A 19,757-nucleotide genomic window follows, 5' to 3' on the forward strand; every position below is an offset into this window, starting at 1 on the left:
CAAGCGGGAAAAAGATGCCATTGATGAAAACAATTATCAATCATGATGGCGAGGCGGCTCACCGAAAGGCCGTCATAATGCCACGAAGGGGTCTTGCTCGCCTCGTGTTTGTGCGAACAAGTCTCATTGAGATTATTATTCATGATGCTATACTGACCCGCTCTTGGCAAGAACCAATCCAGTCTACAGGCAAGGGCACCCACAATGACGAAGCGAATGACAGTCGGGCTCGCCTGCGGGGAGTGCTGACATGGGCACTCGCTTCGCCCCCTCCCGCGCCCATACTGCGAGCGATCTCGCCACCTACGGCGAACGCTACGGCATCGATTACCGCTTTCCTTCACAGCGCCGCGCGGCCGTTCAGGCACCGGTTCTGCATGGACGCATCCAGGAGCTAGAGCCCGGTCCAGGTATGCAGCTGGTGGCCTCGGATATTGACGTGCTGCAGCGCTACGATTCCCGCTCCCACACCCCTTCTCCCCTTTCTATCATCGTCATGCTCGAAGGGCGTGCCGATGTCGCCCTGGGCCAGCAACGCCTTGCCTTCTCCGCCGGCATGGCCTTGAGCGTACAGCTCAATGAGCGCGAAGGCCTGCAGGCCATGCAGCCTGCCAACCAGCGTTTACGCGCCTTGACCCTGGCCCTGGACACACCGCGCCTGGCCGAAGCGCTCGACGGCAAGCTGCCCCGGCATGGCTCCAGCATGCATGCCTGGCCGCTGCCCGCCGGCCTGCAACCGATGCTGGAGCAGGCACTTACCTCGCCGTTGCCCGACGCGGCAGCACGCCTGCAATGGGAAGGGCTTGCGCTGCAGCTTCTGGCACATGGCCTGCCACCGGAGCTGGATGCGCCCGCTGCCCGGCTCTCACCTGGGGAATGGCAGCGCCTGGAGCGGGTCCGCGAGCAGTTGCAGACCTCCCCGGCGAGGCCGCATAGCCTGGCGGCACTGGCCGAACTGGCCGCCATGAGCCCGGCCACCCTGCGCCGCAAGTTCCAGGCCGCATATGGCCGCAGCGTCTTCGACTACCTGCGTGATCGTCGCCTCGGACTCGCCCGCGAGATGCTGCTGAACGGGCATGGCGTCGAACGCGTCGCCCAGTGCGCCGGCTATCTGCACGCCAGCAATTTCACCACCGCCTTCCGTCGTCACTACGGCTATCTGCCCAGCTCCCTCCATCGAGCCGCTCCACCCGAGATTCACGACAGTGAGCCTCGCGCATAAAGAGTTGCGCATTGCGCATAGGACAGCGCCGCACGCATAGATAATAATTCTCATTACCTAATGAGACAGCTTCCGCAGAGGAATCTTCATGCCGACACCCCGCCCATTGGCACTGAGCATTTCGCTCGTGTCCGCCCTGATCGTGGCCAATGCCCAAGCCCAGCAGCCCCCGATAGCGCAGGCCGATACCCTGGATATCCTGACTGTCACCGGCCAGGCGGCGACCAAGACCGAAACGCCCTTCAACGAAACGTCCCAGGCGACCTCCACTATCGAGCGCGAAGAGTGGGAGAGTCGCGGAGCTCGCACCGTCCAGCGTGCACTGGATTACACCCCCGGTGTCTTCACCAACCAGATCGGCGCTTCCAACCGCTTCGACTACCTGGTGCTACGCGGCTTCTCCGACGGCAGCCTGAGCAACACCTTCCTCGACGGCCTCAAGCTGATGGGCGATACCAACTCGCACAGTTCAATGACTGTCGACCCCTGGTTTCTCGACAGCATCGAGGTAGTACGCGGACCGGCGTCGGTGCTTTATGGCCAGGCATCGCCCGGTGGCGTCGTTGCCCTCACCAGCAAGCGCCCACAGTTCCAGCAGGCAGGCGAACTGCGCCTTTCCGTTGGCAACAACAGCCAGCGCAGCGTCACCTTCGATCTGACCGGCCCGCTGGGTGAGCAACAGCGCATTGCCTATCGACTCGTGGGCCTGGCCCGGGGCGCCGATACCCAGTTCGGCCCCGTCGAAGAAGAGCGCTACGCCATCGCCCCTTCGCTGACATGGGATATGAGCGACGCCACCAGCTTGACGCTGAAGGCCTACCTGCAGCAGGACCCGGAAGGCGGTTATCACGCCGGGCTGCCCTATGAAGGCACCGTGGTGAACCGTAACGGTCGGCGCATTTCCAATGGCTTCTTCGAAGGTGAGGACGAGTACGACCGCTACCAGCGCACCCAGCGCATGCTGGGCTACGAGCTGGAACATCGCTTCAGCGAGTCCTGGACGGGCCGGCAGCGCCTGAACTATCTCAACTCTGACGTGGTACTCAATCAGGTCTACGCTTTCGGCTGGGCGCCCGGCAGCGACACCGAGCTGACACGCTACTATTCCGGTGCCGACGAGTCGCTGGAGGCTTGGACTGTGGACAACCAGCTCGAAGCCAATCTGTCCACCAGCTTCATCGATCACACCGTGCTGGTCGGGGCCGACTATCAGCGCCGCAACAACCAGGTAAGCTGGCCATCGGGCGCCTTCCCCAACATCGACGCTTTCGACCCTCAGTACGGCGCCGAGCCGATCGACATGTACGCTCCCTTGCGCGAGGATCATGAACTCAAGCAGACCGGTATCTATCTGCAGGACCAGATGGCCATGGGCAACTTGCGCCTGATGCTGGGTGGGCGCTACGACTGGGTCGATATCACCAATACAAATCGAGACAGCGGTGACGCCAGCGCACTCGACGACACCCAGTTCAGTGGCCGTGCCGGCCTGCTCTATCTGTTCGACAACGGCATAGCCCCGTACGTCAATTACTCCACCGCCTTCACCCCGACCAGCTTCGTCGATGCCGAGGGCGACCTGCTCCCCCCAATGGAGGGCAAGCAGATCGAGACCGGCCTGAAATACCAGCCGGTAGGCACTCAGGATCGTTACAGCTTGGCGCTATTCCAGATCAATCAGGAAAACGTGGCGACCAAGGAACAGCCTACCGATCCCTACCGCGCCGTGGGTGAAATCGAATCCGAGGGCCTCGAACTGGAGGCCTACACCCACCTGACTGACAACCTGCGACTGCAGGCGGCCTACAGCTATACCGACATCACCTACAAGCGCAGCGACGATGGCAACGAGGGTAACCGCGCCATCTATGCGCCGCGGCACCAGGCCAGCCTGTGGGGGCATTACGCCTTCCAGAGTGGAGCCCTCGCCGGGCTCGATGCCGGGCTCGGGGTGCGTCACTACGCCGACATCCAGGCCGATCGCGCCAATACCGCCGAGCTGCCGTCTTACATGCTGGTCGACGCCACCCTGGGCTACGACCTCGGCCGTGTCGGTCTCGATGGCATGAGCGCAAGGTTGAACGTCACCAACCTCACCGACAAGGAGTACGTCGCCTCGTGCAACTCGCTAGAGTTCTGCTACTTCGGTGCCGAGCGCGGGGTGCTGGCCTCAGTGGGTTATGCCTTCTGACACCTCTCGAGTCCTTGCATCGATAAACCGCCCGGTACAGGCCGGGCATTCACCCACCGGGATGTGTTGCTTTACCCCTGGGCATAGGGGACGGAGGGTCGAAGAGACCAACGACGAACATGGCGATGGCCTCTGCTTGCACTGTAAGCAGACAGGTCGGGCGCATTTGAAATACGTAATGCTAACCATTATCATTACGATGCATTCGACATTGAACCATTGGGAATAAACACAACATGACTCCAAAGACGCCTATCCCCTGGCTGGCACCGGTGGTGCTCGGCTCCATCCTCCCGGGATTGGCCTTCGCCCAGTCCAGCGACGATACCGCCGCTTCGTCCGACCTCTCGCCCCTGGTGGTAACCGCTACGCGCAACCGCAGCCAGGCCGGCGAAACGCCGCAGAAGGTCACCGTCATTACACGCGAGCAGATCGAGCAGCAGTTGGCCATTACCCAGGACCCGGGCCAGGTGCTCAGCAACCTGATTCCCTCCTACTCCCCCAGCCGCCAGAAGCTCTCCAATGCCGGCGAGACATTCCGCGGCCGCTCACCGCTATTCCTGGTCGACGGTGTCCCTCAGTCCAACCCGCTGCGCGATAGTGCACGAGACAGCTACACCATCGACTTGTCCATGGTCGAGCGCATCGAGGTGATCCACGGTGCCAGCGCTGAGCACGGTCTGGGCGCCACGGGCGGCCTGATCAACTTCGTCACACGGCGTGCCAGCGGCGAAGGAGTCAACCAGCACGCGGGGGTCAGCCTGACCAGCGATGACGACTTCGAGTCAGAAGGTTTCGGTTACAAGCTGGACTACCGTCTCAGCGGCCAGAGCGGAGATTGGGATTATCTGGGCGCCATCAGCCGTCAGCAGCGCGGCGTCTTTTTCGATGGCAACGACGAGATCGTAGGTATCGCCTACCCGGGGGAGCTGCAGAATTCCACGAGCCATGACCTATTCGGCAAGCTCGGCTACTGGATCGACGACGATCAGAATCTCGAGTTCTCACTCAACCATTTCGATCTGGAAGAAGGCGACGATTACGTGCCGGTGATCGGAGACCGGGCCGCAGGCATCCCCACCTCGGCACGCCGAGGCGATCCCGATGGCGATCCCGGCTTCAATCAGGTCAGCATGGCACGCCTCTCCTACTCACATGCGGACTGGCTGGGCAATGCACTGGATGCGCAGGTCTATCGCCAGCGTTTTCGTGCCCAGTTCGCCACCACGCCCTTCTTCCCCTACCTGGATGCATCGGGCGATACCCGCTACGACCAGACCCGTAACGAATCGGACAAGCTGGGTGGCAAGTTCACCATCAGCCGTGCCGGCCTGCTCGACGACCACCTGAAAGTGACGACCGGCATCGATGTGCTACAAGACGAAACGCGGCAAATGCTGGCTCACACCGACCGCACCTACGTACCGGAAACCCAGTTTCGCAACTACGCCGCCTTTGTGCAGGGCGACGTCAGCCTGACCGAATCGCTGAGCCTGCACTCAGGGGTGCGCTACGAACACGCCGAGCTGGATGTCGATACCTTCTCGACCATCGATCGCAGCAATGTCACTCAGGACAACGTGAGCGTCGAGGGCGGTACCCCCACCTTCAATGAAACCCTGTACAACCTGGGGCTGGTTTATCAGGCCACCAACTGGGCACAGCTGTATGCCAACTATTCAGAAGGCTTTGGGATGCCCGATGTGGGGCGCGTACTGCGCGGCATCGACACCCCCGGACAGGATATCGACTCGCTGCTGCAGCTCCAGCCGATCGTCACGGATAATCGCGAGATCGGTGCACGCTTCGATTGGAATCGCTACGGCCTCGAGTTGAGCTACTACGAGTCCAACTCCGACTATGGGGAACGCCTCACCGAAGAGAATGGCGTCTTCGCCGGCAGCCGCGAGAGGACCGAGATCCAGGGGGTGGAGGTCACCGGCGAGATGCGCCTCGGCGACGCCCATGACCTGCGCCTCTCTTATGCCCATGCCGAAGGCAAGTCGGATACCAGCGGCGACGGCCGCGTCGATACCAAGCTGACCGGGATCAATATCGCGCCGGATACGCTGCGTCTTGGCTGGAGCGCAACATGGAGCGACCGACTCTCTTCGCACCTACAGGCCAGCTACTACTTCGACCGCAGCGTCGATAATCCAGAACTCGAGTTCGACGGCTACGGCCTGATCGATGCCTCCCTGGCATACGGCCTACCTGCGGGGAAGCTCTCCTTGGGCATAGAGAACCTGACCGACAAGGAGTACATCACCTACTACTCCCAGTCGGCGCGGGTCAGCGACGAGTACTATTTCACCGGCCGTGGACGCACCCTGACCATCGGCTATCAGCTGGATTTCTGACGCCTCGCCCCTTGGGCCTGGCTTACTGTTTGGCGGTGCCTACGGGCACCGCTTTTTTGTGGGCAAAACACTCAGCGCCAGCGGTAAAGCAGGTAGACGAAGAACGGCGCACCGATGCCCGCGACGAAGATCCCCGCCGGCAGGTCCCGGGGCAGGAAGGCGATTCGCCCCATCAGGTCGGCATGCAGCACGATCAGCGCGCCAACCAGGCCGGTCACCGGTACCAGAACGGTATGGCCGCGTACGCCCAGCCGACGGGCGATATGCGGGGCGAGCAGGCCAACGAAGCTCAGCCCACCGGCGAACGCCACCGCCGCACCGACCAGCGTCACGGCCAGCAGCAGCAGGGCGAGGCGACTGCCCTGCAACGCCGTTCCGAGGCCGACGGCCAGCTCGTCGCCGAGTGCCAGGACATCCAGGCGTCGCGCCAGCACCAGCGCCAGGGGCAGACCCACCAGCGCCCAGGGCGCCAGCCCCGCCACATCTCGCCACTGGGCAGCGTAGAGGCTGCCGGTCAGCCACACATAGGCTCGCATGGCCGTGGTATCGGTGCTCAGTACCAATACCAGGGTGGTGCCCGCTCCGAGCGCGGCGGCGATGCCGATGCCGATCAATACCAAGCGTGCCGGGGTCACGCCGCGCCCGGTCAGGGCGACGATGGCCAGCGCCACCAGCAGTGCACCGCACAGCGCCGCTGGGGGCAGCCAGGCTTCCCCCAGCGCCGCACCGCCCAGCGCCAGGAAACAGACCGCCGCCAGCGAGGCGCCGCCGGTAATACCGATCACGTCCGGCGAGGCCAGGGGGTTGCGCACCAGCCCCTGTAGCAGCAGCCCTGCCACCCCCAGGCAGGCGCCGACGAGTACCGCCAGCAGCACCCGGGGCAGGCGAATCTCGTGAATAATCAGGGCGATGTCGCTGCGCTGGGGAACCACCAGCGCCTCCAGCACCGCTCCAGGCGATGTCGCCTGACTACCCAGACTCAGCGAAGCCAAGGCGCTGGCCACGAGCGCGACAGCCAATAGCAGCGTCACTGCCGGGGTGCGGCGCTCCAGGCGCAGGGAGACTCTGCCATCGGCAGTGCGCACGAGTATGGGGTGGCTCATGGGACCAGGCTCCGGCGGCGGGCGAGATAGAGGAAGAACGGCGTGCCGAGCAGTGCCGTCATCACCCCCACCGGTACCTCCTGGGGCGGCATGATGAAGCGCGCCAGGGTATCAGCTCCCAGCAGCAGGCCGGCACCGAGCAAGGCACAGCCGGGCAGCACCCAGCGATGGTCGCGGCCGAACAGGGCGCGCACCATGTGCGGCACGATCAGCCCGACGAAGCCGATCATGCCGGCCAGCGCCACCGAACTTCCCGCCAGCACGATGACCACTGACCCTGCCAGTAGCCTGACCCGGGCGGTGCGCTGGCCAAGTCCCTTGACCACCTCGTCGTCCAGCACCAGCAGGTTGAGCTGGCGGACCAGCAGCAGGCAGACAGCGGCGGCAACCAGGAAGCACGGCAGCAGCGCCGTCATCATCGCCAGACTGCGCCCCGCCACCGAGCCCGCCAGCCACAGCAGCAGACTCTCGAAACCCTCCTGGTCGACGATCATGAGCCCCTGAGCCAGCGAGACGAACAGGGCTGTGACCGCCACCCCGCCCAGCACCACCCGCACCGGCGAGAAACTACCATCGCGGCCTCGCCCCAGCACTGCAACCAGCAGCGCCGCTACCAGGGCGCCGAGGAAAGCCACCCAGGCCAGCGCCATGGGTGAGCGCAGGGCGAAGACGCTGCTCGCCACCACCACGAAGCACATGGCGCCGGCGTTGATACCCAGAATGCTCGGCGCCGCCAGGGCGTTGCGTGTCAGGGCCTGCATCAGGGCGCCGGCCACCGCCAGGCTGGCCCCCACCACGGCGGCGATCAGCGCACGGGGCAGTCGCTCGCTGCGCAGGATCAGGTGCTGCACCGATCCCGGGTCGGGCGCAAGAAAAGCCTCCACCAGATTCGCCGGCGCAATCGCGGTGGCGCCCAGCGCCAGGCTGGCAAGGCCGGCGGTAAGCGTCAGCAGCGCCCCTGCTATCAATCCAAGCAGCCTCGCCGTGGGGGTGGTCAACATATGCCACCCTCCTCTCGGCGCTCGACGTCATGCAACTCGTAGTGAGCGTAGAGCTCGTCCAGCAGCCGATGGGCGGCCATGATGCCGGCGCCCATGCTCCAGATCACCGGGTCGACGTAATAGACCCGCTCCCGCTCGACCGCTTCGAGCCCTCGCCACAGCGGATGCGCCGTCCATTCGCGATGCAGCTCAGCCACCGCCGCATCGTCGCGCATGAACACGAAGATCGTATCGGCATCCAGGGCCGGCAGGGTTTCTCGGCTGACAAGCTTGATACCCCAGCCACTGCCCTGCTGTCCTGCCGGTCGCTGGAACCCCAATTGATCGAGAACGTGCCGAGCGAAGCCGTCGTAGTAGAGGCGTACGTGGTCGCCACGGAAACTGACCACCGAGACCCGCTGCGGCCAGGTGTCACCCAGCCGGGCTTCGGCGCGGCAGCGAAAGTCGGCCACGCGTGCCCGCCAGTCGACAAGCAGTGCCTTGACCTGCTCCTCGCGGTGGGTCGCCTCGCCCATCAGCTCGAGCATGGCCTCGAAGTCATGGGCACTATCGGCCATCAACGTCGGTGCGATGCGAGAGAGCAACGGATATACGGCAGCGTGACGATAGCGGGCCCCGACGATCAGGTCAGGCGCCAACCCCGCCACCGCTTCCAGGTCCGGCTGGGTCTCCAGCCCCAGGTAGCGCACATCGGCGGGCAGCTCGTCGCGCAGGTAACGGTACATAGGACGCTCGAGCCACGACTCGACCACGCCGATCGGCTCCAGCCCCAGTGCCAGCGCGCTGTCCGTGGCACCCTGATAGAGCGTCACGATGCGCACGGGATGCTCATCATGCATCGTCTCCTGGGCACTGACACCCGCAGCAGGCTGAAGGCTCAATACACCAAACAGCAGAAAGGCACTGACAGATGGCCGCATGGGATGGCACTCGACGCTGAATGGACATGAAGGCGGCGAAAGTGCCACACTTACGCATTTTAATGCAAACGATTATCATAAGGGATGAGATTCCTCAATGCCTGACCACCGCCTGTGCAGCGAAAGCCTGACCGCCGGCTATGAGGATCGTCGCGTCCTCGAGAGCGTTGACTTTCGCGTTGCCGAGGGCCGTCTCACGGTGCTGCTCGGCCCCAATGGCAGCGGCAAGTCCACGCTGCTCAAGGCTCTGGCCCGCACGCTGACGCCTCAACGGGGTCGTGTGCTGCTAGACGGCCAGGAGATACACCGCTATCGCACCCGGGAAGTCGCCCACCGGCTGGGCATCCTGCCCCAGAGCCCCACGGCGCCGGAGGGCATGACGGTACGCGAGCTGGTCGGCATGGGACGCTTCCCCCACCAGCGTCTGTGGCGACAGTGGTCGAGGCAGGACGAGGCGGCAGTCGTGGAGGCCATGGCCGTGGCACGGGTCGCAGACCTTGCCGAGCGCCCGGTAGACGCCCTCTCCGGCGGCCAGCGCCAACGCTGCTGGATCGCCATGGTGCTGGCCCAGGACACCGACCTCATCCTGCTCGACGAGCCGACCACCTTTCTCGATCTCAAGGTCCAGGTGGACCTGCTGGAGCTGCTGGTACGGCTCGCCCACGACGGTGGACGTACCCTGCTGGTGGTGCTGCACGACCTCAACCTGGCCGCCGCCCATGCCGACGTGCTGGTGATGATGCGCGACGGTCGCATCGAACATTGTGGCCCCCCGGAGGCGGTGTTCACCGCGGCAAACCTGAAGCGTGTCTTCGACCTCGAGGCCGAGGTGATCAACGCCCCTAACACCGGCCGACCGGTCTGCATCCCGGCCCTGGGTAGCACCGCCCTCCTTGGCAGGCGCAAGGAGGAACTCTCTGCATGAGTGCCACCCAGCGTTTCTGTGCCCGGGAAAGCCTTTCGTTAGGCGACCCGCTGGCGGGCAGCGCCGCCCACGCCGAGCGCAACCTGCTGCTCAGCTGGCCCCGCGCCAAGTGGCGACGCAGCCTGCGCCAGGCCAGCGACATGGCCAATGAAGTGTCGAAACGGCTCGACGCCATCGCCGAGGCGGGGCGGCGGGTCAATCTCATCCATCGCCGCGACCAGCCCAGTGAACGCCACTGCCTCTACCTGATGCCCGAAAATCGCCGCTACGAGCTGACACGCGAGGAGCTGCCCGTCTTTCTCGCCGCATTGCAGCGCAATGAGTCACTCGTGCACTGGCAGGTAACCTCTCCCACCGGTCCGCTGCTGCTGTGCTGCACCCATGGCAAGAAGGACAAGTGCTGCGCCAAGTTCGGCTATGCCGCCTACAAGGCCCTGGACTCGGCGGTAGCGAAGCATGCCCTGCCCTTCGACGTGTGGGAAAGCACCCATCTGGGCGGCTGCCGGCTGGCAGCCAGCGCCGTGGTATTTCCCGCCCTGCGCAAGTACGGCCGCATCAGCGACGAAGATGTGCTGCCGCTGCTCGAAAGCGAGATAGCCGGCCGCCCCTACCTGCCCTGCTATCGTGGCGATTCACGCCTCAGCCCGATACAGCAGTGCGCCCAGGTCGCTGCGCTGGAGTGGCTGGCGGCACGGGGCATCCAAGCTGACGTGTCATTAATGCAGTCAAGCGGTGTCGAGGCATCGAGCCATGCGCGAATGGACGTTGCTTGGCGCAGCGAAAGTGCCTCTGGACGACTCGCAGTGAGCTGCGAACCAAGGATGCTGCGCCGCTACGACTCCTGCGCCGACCTGGCCGACGTCCCGCCTGCGGCGAGCCAGGTCTGGGTGGCGATGCAGGTAGAGGCCATGGAGATAGCCAGGCCGCTTTCATAAACGCTGCTCGAGTCTAACCATGCCCGTAACGCTTCACCGATCTCGACGCCTGGCCGGGATACTCGCCTTGCTATGGCTGGCAGCCACTCCGGCAATGGCCAGCGATAGCGATAAAGATAGCGGTGGCCTGGCCACTCTCGACTGGACCCTGGCCGAAACATTGATGGCACTCGAGGCGCCGCCTCGCGCTGTGGCCCAGGTCGACGCCTATCACGATTGGGTCGGTCAGCCTCGCCTGGCAGACCGGGTGATCGATCTCGGGCTACGCTCCCAGCCCAACCTGGAGCTACTGGCCCAGCTCGGCCCGTCGCATATCCTCATCTCATCAATGTTCACCCACCTGGCCCCTCGTTTGAGTCAAGTCGGTGACGTCGACACCTTCAGCCTCTACACACTGGAAGATAAGACCTGGGATGAGGCTGTCGCCCTGACACACGCACTTGGAAAGGTAACCGGGCGCCCCGCTGCTGCCGATTCGCTGGTCGAGGAGACCGCAGCGCATATCGAGTCGCTACGCCAAGGGTTGTCCCAGGATCTCCCCGCACTGCTGATCATCCAGTTCATGGACGAACGGCACGTGCGCGTCTTTGGCGAGCACTCGCTATACCAGGCGGTACTGGAGAGGCTTGAACTGGAGAATGCTTGGCAGGAGCAGACCAACGCCTGGGGCTTCAGTCTCGTCGGCCTCGAGCACCTGATCACCCTCGATGCTCAGTTGGTGGTGATAGAGCCCTACCCCACCGGCGTCGAGATGAAACTCCGCCACAGCGCATTGTGGCAGCATCTGTCCAGCGTGCGTGACGATACCTTGATCACTCTGCCAGCGGTGTGGAGCTTCGGCGCCCTGCCCTCAGCGAGCCGCTTCGCCGAGCTTCTGGCAGCCGCCCTGGCTGCCGCCCCCGAGGCCTGAGAATACGCTGATTCACGTGTAACGCCGGCCGACCGTCGCGTCGACCCAATGCCGGGCTTGCGACCACCGCATCACCGCCAGCGGCGAGGTGGTGCCCCTCGATTTTCTATTAATACGAATGAGTATCATTGATATTATTTTTATCAATGCTATGCTTGCCCACTTTCAGCAAGAACCATTCACGTCTTCCAGGCAAGGGAACCCCAATGAAGAAGCGAGTGACCCTCGGTTTCGCCATGGCCGCCGGCTCGGCGACCATGATCCTCCACGCTCAGGAACCGCAGGAAACCATGGTCGTGCTGGGGTCACGTACCCCCACCCAGATCAGCCAGATACCCGGTGCGGCATGGATACTCGAAAAGGAGGAGCTGCAGCAGCAGATCGAAGCCGGTGCCGATCTCAAGACCGCGCTGGGCAGGCTCGTCCCAGGACTCGACATGGCCCCCCAGGGGCGCACCAACTATGGCCAGAACCTGCGCGGACGCAGCGTGCAGGTACTGATCGACGGAGTATCGATGAACAGCTCTCGGGGGCTGTCCCGCCAGTTCGACGCCATCGATCCCTTCAACATCGAGCGCATCGAGGTGCTCTCGGGTGCCAGCAGCCTCTATGGCGGCGGCGCCACCGGCGGCATCATCAACATCATCACCCGCAAGGGCCAGGTCGGCGGTCCGGACTGGCGAACCGAGGCAGGCATCACCACCGGCTTCAATGACAGCCACGATCTCGACAAGCGCATTGCGCAGTCGGTCAGCGGCGGCAACGAGCGAGTTCAGGCTTACCTGGGTACCGCCTTCCAGGACAACGGCCGCCAGTTCGACGGCCGCGGCGACGAGATCTTCCCCGATATCGCCCAGACCGACCTGCAGGACAACCGCAGCATCGACGTGCTCGGCAACCTCACCTTCAGCCTGGACGATAATCAGACCCTGGAACTGGGCGCCCAGCTCTACCGGTCGGGCTACGAGGGCGACCGTGGCGTCTACTTCCCGGACCTCGCCGCCGCCAGCCCCAGCCTGGAGGACGCCCAGATCCGCGACGGCTATCGCTCCGACCGCGATCCGGCCACCGACCGCAAGATGCTCAACCTGCAGTACCATCACGGCGACCTGCTGGGCCAGAACTTCTACCTGCAGGCCTTCCATCGCCAGGAGGAGGCCAGCTTCCAGGCCTTCCCCTACCCCGTCAGCGGAGGCTCCGAATTCCGCGCCTCCAAACAAAATACCGACCTCAACGGCATCAAGGCGCTGTTCGACGCTCGCTTGACCGACCGAGTCGACCTTACCTACGGCCTGGATCTCGACCGCGAGAGCTTCGATGCCAGCCAGATGACCTTCGCCAAGGCCGTATCCGACGCGACCGGCGGCCTGGTACAGGAGCAGGCCAGCATCGCGCCGCGGTATCCCGGCTACCGGGTCGAAAGCCTCGCCGCCTTCGCCCAGGCGAACTGGCAGGCGACCGACGCCCTCAAGCTCTCGTCCGGCGTCCGTCGCCAGCACTCCGATGTCGAGGTTGACGACTTCAATGGCATTCCCGGCGGCGAGAACGACTACGACGCCACCCTGCTCAACGCCAGCGTGCTCTACGACTACGGCAACGGGCACCAGAACTGGCTGCGCTACAGCCAGGGTTTCGAGCTGCCCGACCCGGCCAAGTATTACGGTCGGCCGGGCATCAGCGTCGATCAGAACCCGCTCTCCGCCATCGAAACCGACCAGGTCGAGCTCGGCTGGCGCTACCAGGGCGGGGACTGGGTGGCCCAGGCGGCGGCCTACTACTCCTGGTCCGACAAGGCCCTGGAGGTCAACAGCGGCGACCTGAGCGTCGACGTGATCGACGACAGCAAGCGCGACTACGGGCTCGAGGGCGCACTCACCCGCTACTTCGACGGTGGCTTCGAAGCCGGCGGCACCCTGCACCTGGTGCGCTCCGAGCAGGAAAACGACGCGGGCAAGTGGGAGAAGCGCGACGCCCGCGATTCCTCGCTCTCCTCGGCCACCGCCTTCATTGGCTGGTCGGACCGGGTTCGTTCGGCGCGCCTGCAGGCCAACCACACCTTCGACCTTGAAGACGACGCCGATCGCGAGATCGACGGCAATACCACCCTGGACCTGTCACTCAGCCGGCAGACCGACGTCGGCCGGTTCAGCCTCGGCGTGCAGAACCTGCTCGATGAGAGCTATTCCACCGTGTGGGGCCAGCGCGCGGCGATGTTCTATTCGCCCTACTACGGCCCGGAGTACCTCTACGACTACCAGGGTCGCGGGCGTACCTACAGCCTGACCTGGTCGATGGACTACTGAATCCCGCCTTCATCGCGATGCCACTCGTTCGCTTCACGCCCACCCTCGTGGTGGGCGTTTATCGTGCCCGCTCACGCCCCTCCTTCACAAGCCGAAACATTTCCCGCCTTGACGGAGGCAGTTGGCCGAGCGGTTCTCCGGCTTCAGCGGGCAGCCGCCACATAGCGGCTCATCGGGCAAGCGATACTTGACGCAGCACAGACGCCGTACCCGGGACGGCGCCTCACCGCCCAGGTCGAGATAACGTACCGGCTGATAAAGCGGATTACGCCGTCCATCCGGCAGGATGCGCGTGTCGAGAAAGCGCAGCAGCGGCTCCCCGGCATCGGGAAAGCGCGGATGCCGCGAGCAGGTCTTGCCAATATATTCCACGTAATGACCGAGATTGCTCCAGAACACCTTGGGCGAAAGCCCCGATCCAGCAGCCAAGACGCCAATCATCGGTGCGCAGAGGTCATCGAACAGCGTTGTGAAACGTTCATCGGAGGCCAGAGACGCCAGGGGCTGCCCGCCATCGCGAAGCCATAGCCGCATCACCTCCCCCCGCTCGCCCAGCTCGACGCGCAGCGTCTCGGCGCGCACCGGTAACGCCCGCCCCAGCAACAGGTTGGCCACCAGGGCGGGGATCGAGACCAGGCTGAAGAGATACTTCGACCAGATCGACGTCGCCGCCTTCTGATCGGCCCCCTCGCCTAAGTTCGCCGTAAAGCGCTGCAGCACCCCATGCAGCATCTCTTGGTCGAGGAGCGCGGCGGCAGGCAGTGTCTCTACCTCGTGATTCCCGAAGCCCGGCGGCCTCAGGTTGTCCAGGGGCGGCTGACGAAAAAGCGCCAGCAGCGCCTCGGCCGGATCGCCCAGGCGAGTGGAGTATTCCATCATTGCCGTCATATACGACCTCCTGTCTGGGTGACGGATCGCCCGCCACGCATTCCTTACAAGCGACGCAGCCCCCACATGAAGTAGGCACCGCCGATCAGCGAAGCGACCAGGCCCGCGGGTATTTCGTAGGGAAAGATCACCTGGCGGCCCACCCAGTCGGCCAGCACCATCAACAGCATGCCCACCAGTGCCGCCCCCAGCAGATGCTGGCGGGCCCGCGACAGGCCCAGCAGCCTGGCCATGTGCGGTGCCAGCAGCCCGATGAAGGAGAGCGGTCCCACCAGCAGGGTGGCGCAGGCGGTCAGCAGAGCCACCAATAGCAACAGCAACAGGCGGGCACGGTTCAAGGCGATACCCAAGGAACTCGCGGTGGGGGCGCCCAGCGGCAGGATATCCAGCCAGCGGCTGAGTGGCAGGGTGCACAGCGCCAGCAGCGCCGCCAGCGTCCCCACCACCAGGGCGCTGGTGAGGTCGACGTAGTAGGTGGAACCCGCCAGCCAGGCGATCACCTGCTGCCCGCGCGGATCGCCCCCTGCCAACATCACGCTGCGCACCGCATCGAACAGCGCCGTTACCGCCACCCCGGTGAGCAACAAACGCTCGGGCACGAAGCCGCTGCGACGATTGAGTGCCACCAGAATCAGCAGGGTGGCGAAGGCGCCCAGGGTACCGATGCCCACCAGCATCCCACTGGTCGGCGCCGGAAGCAGGAAGATCCCCAGGATCAAGGCGATGGCGCAGCCACCGCTGATGCCTAACACCTCGGGGCTGGCCATGGGATTGCCCGAGAGACGCTGCAGCAGCGTACCGGCCACTGCCAGCATCAAGCCGCTGGCGGCCGCCGCTACCACCCGGGGCAGCCGCCACTGCATGACGTTCCAGCTGTCCGGCGGCAGCCAGTACCAGCCATTCACCCCCTGCCCCAGCAACAGCCCCAGGCCCGTCGCCAACAGCAGCCCGATACCCAGGCGAGTGGCCAGGCGCCCCGGGGCAGGATGGCGGTTGGCCAGCACCGTAGCCGGCTGGGGGGCACGATCGCCCTGCAGCTTCAACCGCGGGATCAACCACATCAGCAGCGGCGCGCCCAGGGCGCCGGTCACTGCACCGGTGGGGATCAGCGTTGGCAAAACGCCCGTGACGTTCTGCAGCAGCAGGTCGGTAGTGGCCAGCAGCACCGCCCCCAACAGCGTGCCCCACACCAGGCGTTCGCCGAGACGCCGTGCCCCGGCAATGCGCACGATATTGGGCGCCGCCAGGCCGATGAAGCCGATGATCCCCACTACACTGACGATACTGCCGGTGATGAAGATCGCCAGCCCCATACCGGCGAAGCGCAGATAGGTGAGCGATACCCCCAGGCTCTTGGCGCTGGCGTCGTCCAGTTCCAGTACCGCCAGGGGGCGCAGCAGGAACCAGGCCGCCACGCCAGCAATGGCCAACCGCGGCCAGAGGATCGCCACACCGTCCCAGCCATTCTGGGCCAGCGATCCGGCTCCCCAGATCAGCAGCCCCGACAACGCTTCGTGATTGAACAGCAGCAGCGCCGTGGCCAGCGCGCCCAGGTAGAGGTTGACCACCAGCCCAGCAAGCACCACCACGATGGGTGCCAAGCCACGCCGCCAGGCCAGCATGAACACCAGCCCTACCGCCAGCCCGCCACCAGCCAGCGCCACCCACTCTCGACCCACGACCAACAGCCCGGGCGCCAGCAGGGTCGTCGCCATCAGTGCGAGGTTGGCCCCCGAGGCCACGCCGAGGGTTGTTGGCGAGGCCAGTGGGTTGCGCAATACCTGCTGCATCAGCACCCCGGCCAGGGCCAGCCCACCCCCGGCCAGCAACGCGATCGTCAACCTGGGCCACCAGGCGTAATACAGCAGCAGCTCGTCGACCTCTTTGAACGAACGCGCTACCAGCACTTTCAAGCCCAGTTCAAAGCCCCCCTGCCCCTGTAAACCTAGCCAGAACAGGGCCAGCAGAGGCAGGCTCAGCAGTAGACAGGAACGGGCTGGCGAGAAAGCGCGGCGTATGTCCACCGTCATCTGCCCGCCCCCTCTCGCAGTGCTTCCACTCTCTGGTTCTCGTCGTCGACCATGCTCCACCATTGCTTTCCTGCGCTGTGGACAGATAGTAACTGATAATGATTATCAGTAGAATCAAGATCCGCTTCGCATTTGACGGCACACTGCTTATCGGTCAAAATGCAAATCAGTCTCATTGAGATTTTACATGGTGTCCCATGACAACGGAACGCTCCCAGCTTTATTACACATGCGTCTTCCTGCATGTTTCCTTTCAGGCCATCCAGAATGCAGTGGCAAACAAATCCATGGGGAAGGACACGCCATGCTGGCTGGATGCCCAGATGCTGAAGATGCTGTATGACGAACTACAGCGTTGCCGGTGGGAAGCCTCCCCTTTCAAGGACGTCAGCGAGTCGCTGGATACCGCCATCTACCATTGCGGCCTGCTAATGGCACAGTGCCCTGCCGCCCTCAACCGCCAGCTTTGCCAGCACCATCTCAAGGCCATCATGGCGCCGCTGCAAAAAGCCTCACTGCTGCTATCGGGCGATATGCGCCGGATGACGGCCAACCAGCCCGCTTCGCCTGGCCAGCGGCTGCGTCATTGGCTCGGTTGGTAGCATCACCAAGGATTCATCATGCTCGAAGTCAAGGGCGCTACCTTCGAAGTCAACGGACAACATCTGCTGAAGCCCCTCGAACACCGCTTCGAGGAAGGCAAGGTCTACGGATTGATCGGTCATAACGGCTCGGGAAAGTCGACCTTGATCAAGCTGCTGGCCCAGCAGCAACCCGTCACCCGAGGCGAGGTCCTGCTCGACAAGCGCCCTCTGCATGATTGGGGTAAAAGAGAGTTCGCCCGTCGCGTCGCCTATCTGCCCCAGCATCTGCCCAGCGCGGAGAATCTGACCGGGCACGAACTGATCGGCTTTGGCCGCTATCCCTGGCACGGCCTGTTGGGACGTCATTCCTCACGGGACAAGGCCGCTATCGGTCGAGCCATCGAACTCAGCCACACGGAAGCCTTCGCGGACCGCCTGGTGGACACCCTTTCCGGCGGCGAACGCCAGCGCGTGTGGCTGGCCATGCTGCTGGCCCAGGAGAGCCGCTTCCTGCTGCTCGACGAACCGCTGGCCGCGCTGGATATCGCCCATCAAATGGAGGTGTTGTCCCTGATTCGCAAGCTGTGCGACGAGCTGAAGCTATGCGTGATCATCGTCCTGCACGACATCAACATGGGCTCACGCTATTGCGACGAGTTGCTCGCCCTGCACAGCGGCCGGGTTCTGGCCCACGGCTCCCCCGAGGCGATGATGACCGACACCAACCTGGAGGCCATCTATGGCCTGCCCATGCAGGTGATGGCCCACCCCAACGGCAAGCATCGCATTGCCGTGGCATGCTAGCGCCCTGAACGTGAAAGCCGCAGCCCGAGGGGCTGCGGCTTGCACTGGACGAATGTCGGGAAGGATTACCCAATCATGAAGTAGCCTGCTGGAAGCGGCGCTCCACGTCCTCCCAGTTGACCACGTTGAAGAATGCCTCGACATAATCCGGGCGCTTGTTCTGGTACTTCAGGTAGTAGGCGTGCTCCCACACGTCCAGACCCAGCACCGGCGTGTTGCCATGCATGTGCGGGCTGTCCTGGTTCAGGGTGTTCTCGACCACCAGCTTCTTCTCCGGGGTCACGCTGAGCCAGGCCCAGCCGCTACCGAAGCGCCCAAGGGCCGCCTTGGTGAAGGCTTCCTTGAAACTGTCAAAACCACCCAGTTCGCTGTCGATGGCCTGGGCCACCTTGCCCTGGGGCTGGCCACCGCCGCTGGGCGCCATCATCTGCCAGAACTTGGAGTGGTTGGAGTGGCCACCACCATTATTGATGACCTCCTGCCGCTTCTGCTCGGGTACCCGGTCGATATTGGCCAACAGCTCGTCCACCGGCATATCTTCCAGGCCGGTACCTTCCAGAGCGGCATTGAGCTTGTCCACGTAGGTCTTGTGGTGACGCGAGTGGTGTATCTCCATGGTCATCGCATCGATATAGGGTTCCAGCGCATCATAGGCGTAGGGAAGTTCGGGTAGTGTGTGCGGCATAGGTCAGCTCCTCCATGAAGCAAACGAAATAGGGGCCGAAGCCCTCGACTCATCGGTACAGCATGGCAAAGCCTGACACTTAATGCTAATAGCTATTGTTACTGCCTTGTATAGCCAAGCTTCATAAAATCGTATCGCCATGACCAGCAGGGCCTGACAACGAAAGAAGCCGACCCTCGCTTGAGGATCGGCTTCGTCCGGCATGCAGCTTCCTGTTGTTTACAGCTTGCTCTCGAGCTCCGGCAGGATTTCGAACAGGTCGCCGACGAGACCATAGTCCGCGACCTGGAAGATCGGCGCCTCCTCGTCCTTGTTGATCGCCACGATCACCTTGGAGTCCTTCATCCCCGCCAGGTGCTGGATGGCGCCCGAGATACCCACGGCGATGTAGAGTTCCGGCGCGACGATCTTGCCGGTCTGGCCCACCTGCATGTCGTTGGGCACGAAGCCGGCGTCCACCGCGGCTCTTGAGGCGCCGATGGCCGCACCCAGCTTGTCGGCGATGCCGTCGAGCAGCTTGAAGTTCTCGCCACTGCCCATGCCGCGACCACCGGAGATGACCACCTTGGCACCGGCCAGCTCGGGCCGGTCGCTCTCGGCCAGTTCCTGCTTGATAAAGGTCGACTGGCTATTCTCGGCGACAAAATCCACCGCCTCGATGGTGGCACTACCACTCTCTCCTACCGCGTCGAAGCCGGTGCTGCGTACGGTGATCACCTTGAGGGCATCGGCGCTCTGCACCGTGGCGATGGCGTTGCCGGCGTAGATCGGGCGCTTGAAGGTGTCGGCCGAGTCCACCGCGACGATCTCGGAGATCTGCGAGACATCCTTGAGCGCGGCGAGGCGCGGCATGACGTTCTTGCCGGTGGTCGAGGCGGCCGCCAGCACGTGGCCGT

At 63.9% G+C, this 19,757-nt stretch carries 16 protein-coding genes; 9 read left to right on the top strand and 7 right to left on the bottom strand.

Translation table 11 applies throughout. The annotated features are described in order from the left end of the window. The first annotated feature begins 250 nt into the window (after positions 1–250). From DU505_RS17810 to DU505_RS17820, 3 genes are all read left to right on the top strand, one after another. Complete coding sequence (locus tag DU505_RS17810; RefSeq protein ID WP_114480327.1) at positions 251–1,222, top strand: helix-turn-helix transcriptional regulator; 972 nt, start codon at positions 251–253, stop codon at positions 1,220–1,222. Between the two features lie 88 nt (positions 1,223–1,310). After that, on the top strand, positions 1,311–3,413 hold the full coding sequence (locus tag DU505_RS17815) for a TonB-dependent siderophore receptor (protein WP_114480328.1): 2,103 nt from the start codon (positions 1,311–1,313) through the stop codon (positions 3,411–3,413). Positions 3,414–3,649: 236 nt separating this feature from the next. Then, the gene (locus DU505_RS17820; protein ID WP_114480329.1) at positions 3,650–5,773 is read left to right on the top strand and encodes a TonB-dependent receptor; all 2,124 of its coding nucleotides are present in this window, start codon (positions 3,650–3,652) and stop codon (positions 5,771–5,773) included. Between the two features lie 71 nt (positions 5,774–5,844). Here the strand turns inward: DU505_RS17820 and DU505_RS17825 are convergent, their stop codons facing one another. From DU505_RS17825 to DU505_RS17835, 3 genes are read right to left on the bottom strand one after another with little or no spacing between them, the layout of a single operon-like run. Then, positions 5,845–6,876 (bottom strand): FecCD family ABC transporter permease, encoded by a 1,032-nt coding sequence (locus tag DU505_RS17825; RefSeq protein ID WP_114480330.1) that lies wholly within the window; start codon positions 6,874–6,876, stop codon positions 5,845–5,847. Beyond that, complete coding sequence (locus DU505_RS17830) at positions 6,873–7,877, bottom strand: FecCD family ABC transporter permease (RefSeq protein WP_114480331.1); 1,005 nt, start codon at positions 7,875–7,877, stop codon at positions 6,873–6,875. Before DU505_RS17830 ends, DU505_RS17825 begins: the two co-directional genes overlap by 4 nt. After that, positions 7,871–8,797, bottom strand: coding sequence for an ABC transporter substrate-binding protein (locus DU505_RS17835; protein WP_114480332.1), 927 nt, complete (start codon positions 8,795–8,797; stop codon positions 7,871–7,873). The genes DU505_RS17830 and DU505_RS17835 overlap by 7 nt, the downstream gene beginning before the upstream one ends. Positions 8,798–8,894: 97 nt before the next feature. On the opposite strand from DU505_RS17835, the gene DU505_RS17840 reads away from it, so the two are divergent. The 4 genes from DU505_RS17840 (at position 8,895) to DU505_RS17855 (ending at position 13,870) form a co-directional block, all read left to right on the top strand. Next, complete coding sequence (locus DU505_RS17840) at positions 8,895–9,722, top strand: ABC transporter ATP-binding protein (RefSeq protein WP_114480333.1); 828 nt, start codon at positions 8,895–8,897, stop codon at positions 9,720–9,722. Beyond that, positions 9,719–10,657, top strand: a complete 939-nt coding sequence (locus DU505_RS17845; protein ID WP_114480334.1) for a sucrase ferredoxin — start codon at positions 9,719–9,721, stop codon at positions 10,655–10,657. The genes DU505_RS17840 and DU505_RS17845 overlap by 4 nt, the downstream gene beginning before the upstream one ends. 19 nt (positions 10,658–10,676) lie before the next feature. Beyond that, positions 10,677–11,567: an ABC transporter substrate-binding protein gene (locus DU505_RS17850; RefSeq protein WP_114480335.1), complete on the top strand. Its 891-nt coding sequence runs from the start codon at positions 10,677–10,679 to the stop codon at positions 11,565–11,567. A 206-nt stretch (positions 11,568–11,773) separates the two neighbouring features. After that, on the top strand, positions 11,774–13,870 hold the full coding sequence (locus tag DU505_RS17855) for a TonB-dependent receptor (protein ID WP_114480336.1): 2,097 nt from the start codon (positions 11,774–11,776) through the stop codon (positions 13,868–13,870). 84 nt (positions 13,871–13,954) lie between these two features. Here the strand turns inward: DU505_RS17855 and fhuF are convergent, their stop codons facing one another. Both fhuF and fhuB read right to left on the bottom strand, forming a co-directional pair. Continuing rightward, a complete protein-coding gene (gene fhuF / locus DU505_RS17860; protein WP_114480337.1) occupies positions 13,955–14,758 on the bottom strand; it encodes a siderophore-iron reductase FhuF in 804 nt (267 codons plus the stop codon). A 44-nt stretch (positions 14,759–14,802) separates the two neighbouring features. Next, on the bottom strand, positions 14,803–16,788 hold the full coding sequence (gene fhuB / locus DU505_RS17865) for a Fe(3+)-hydroxamate ABC transporter permease FhuB (protein ID WP_114480338.1): 1,986 nt from the start codon (positions 16,786–16,788) through the stop codon (positions 14,803–14,805). 323 nt (positions 16,789–17,111) lie between these two features. Here fhuB and DU505_RS17870 point away from each other — a divergent pair, with 323 nt between their 5' ends. Together DU505_RS17870 and DU505_RS17875 are read left to right on the top strand one after the other, a co-directional pair. Then, positions 17,112–17,390, top strand: a complete 279-nt coding sequence (locus DU505_RS17870) for a hypothetical protein (protein WP_245948049.1) — start codon at positions 17,112–17,114, stop codon at positions 17,388–17,390. 18 nt (positions 17,391–17,408) lie between these two features. Further along, entirely contained in the window at positions 17,409–18,176 is a 768-nt protein-coding gene (locus DU505_RS17875; protein ID WP_114480340.1) for an ABC transporter ATP-binding protein, read from the top strand. 73 nt (positions 18,177–18,249) lie between these two features. Here the strand turns inward: DU505_RS17875 and DU505_RS17880 are convergent, their stop codons facing one another. Continuing rightward, on the bottom strand, positions 18,250–18,861 hold the full coding sequence (locus DU505_RS17880) for a superoxide dismutase (RefSeq protein WP_114480341.1): 612 nt from the start codon (positions 18,859–18,861) through the stop codon (positions 18,250–18,252). Positions 18,862–19,080: 219 nt separating this feature from the next. Then, the coding region (locus tag DU505_RS17885) for an electron transfer flavoprotein subunit alpha/FixB family protein (protein ID WP_114480354.1) at positions 19,081–19,757 on the bottom strand (677 nt) is incomplete at its 5' end.

It is taken from the genome of Billgrantia montanilacus, from assembly GCF_003336675.1.
In the GTDB taxonomy this organism is placed as follows: domain Bacteria; phylum Pseudomonadota; class Gammaproteobacteria; order Pseudomonadales; family Halomonadaceae; genus Halomonas; species Halomonas montanilacus.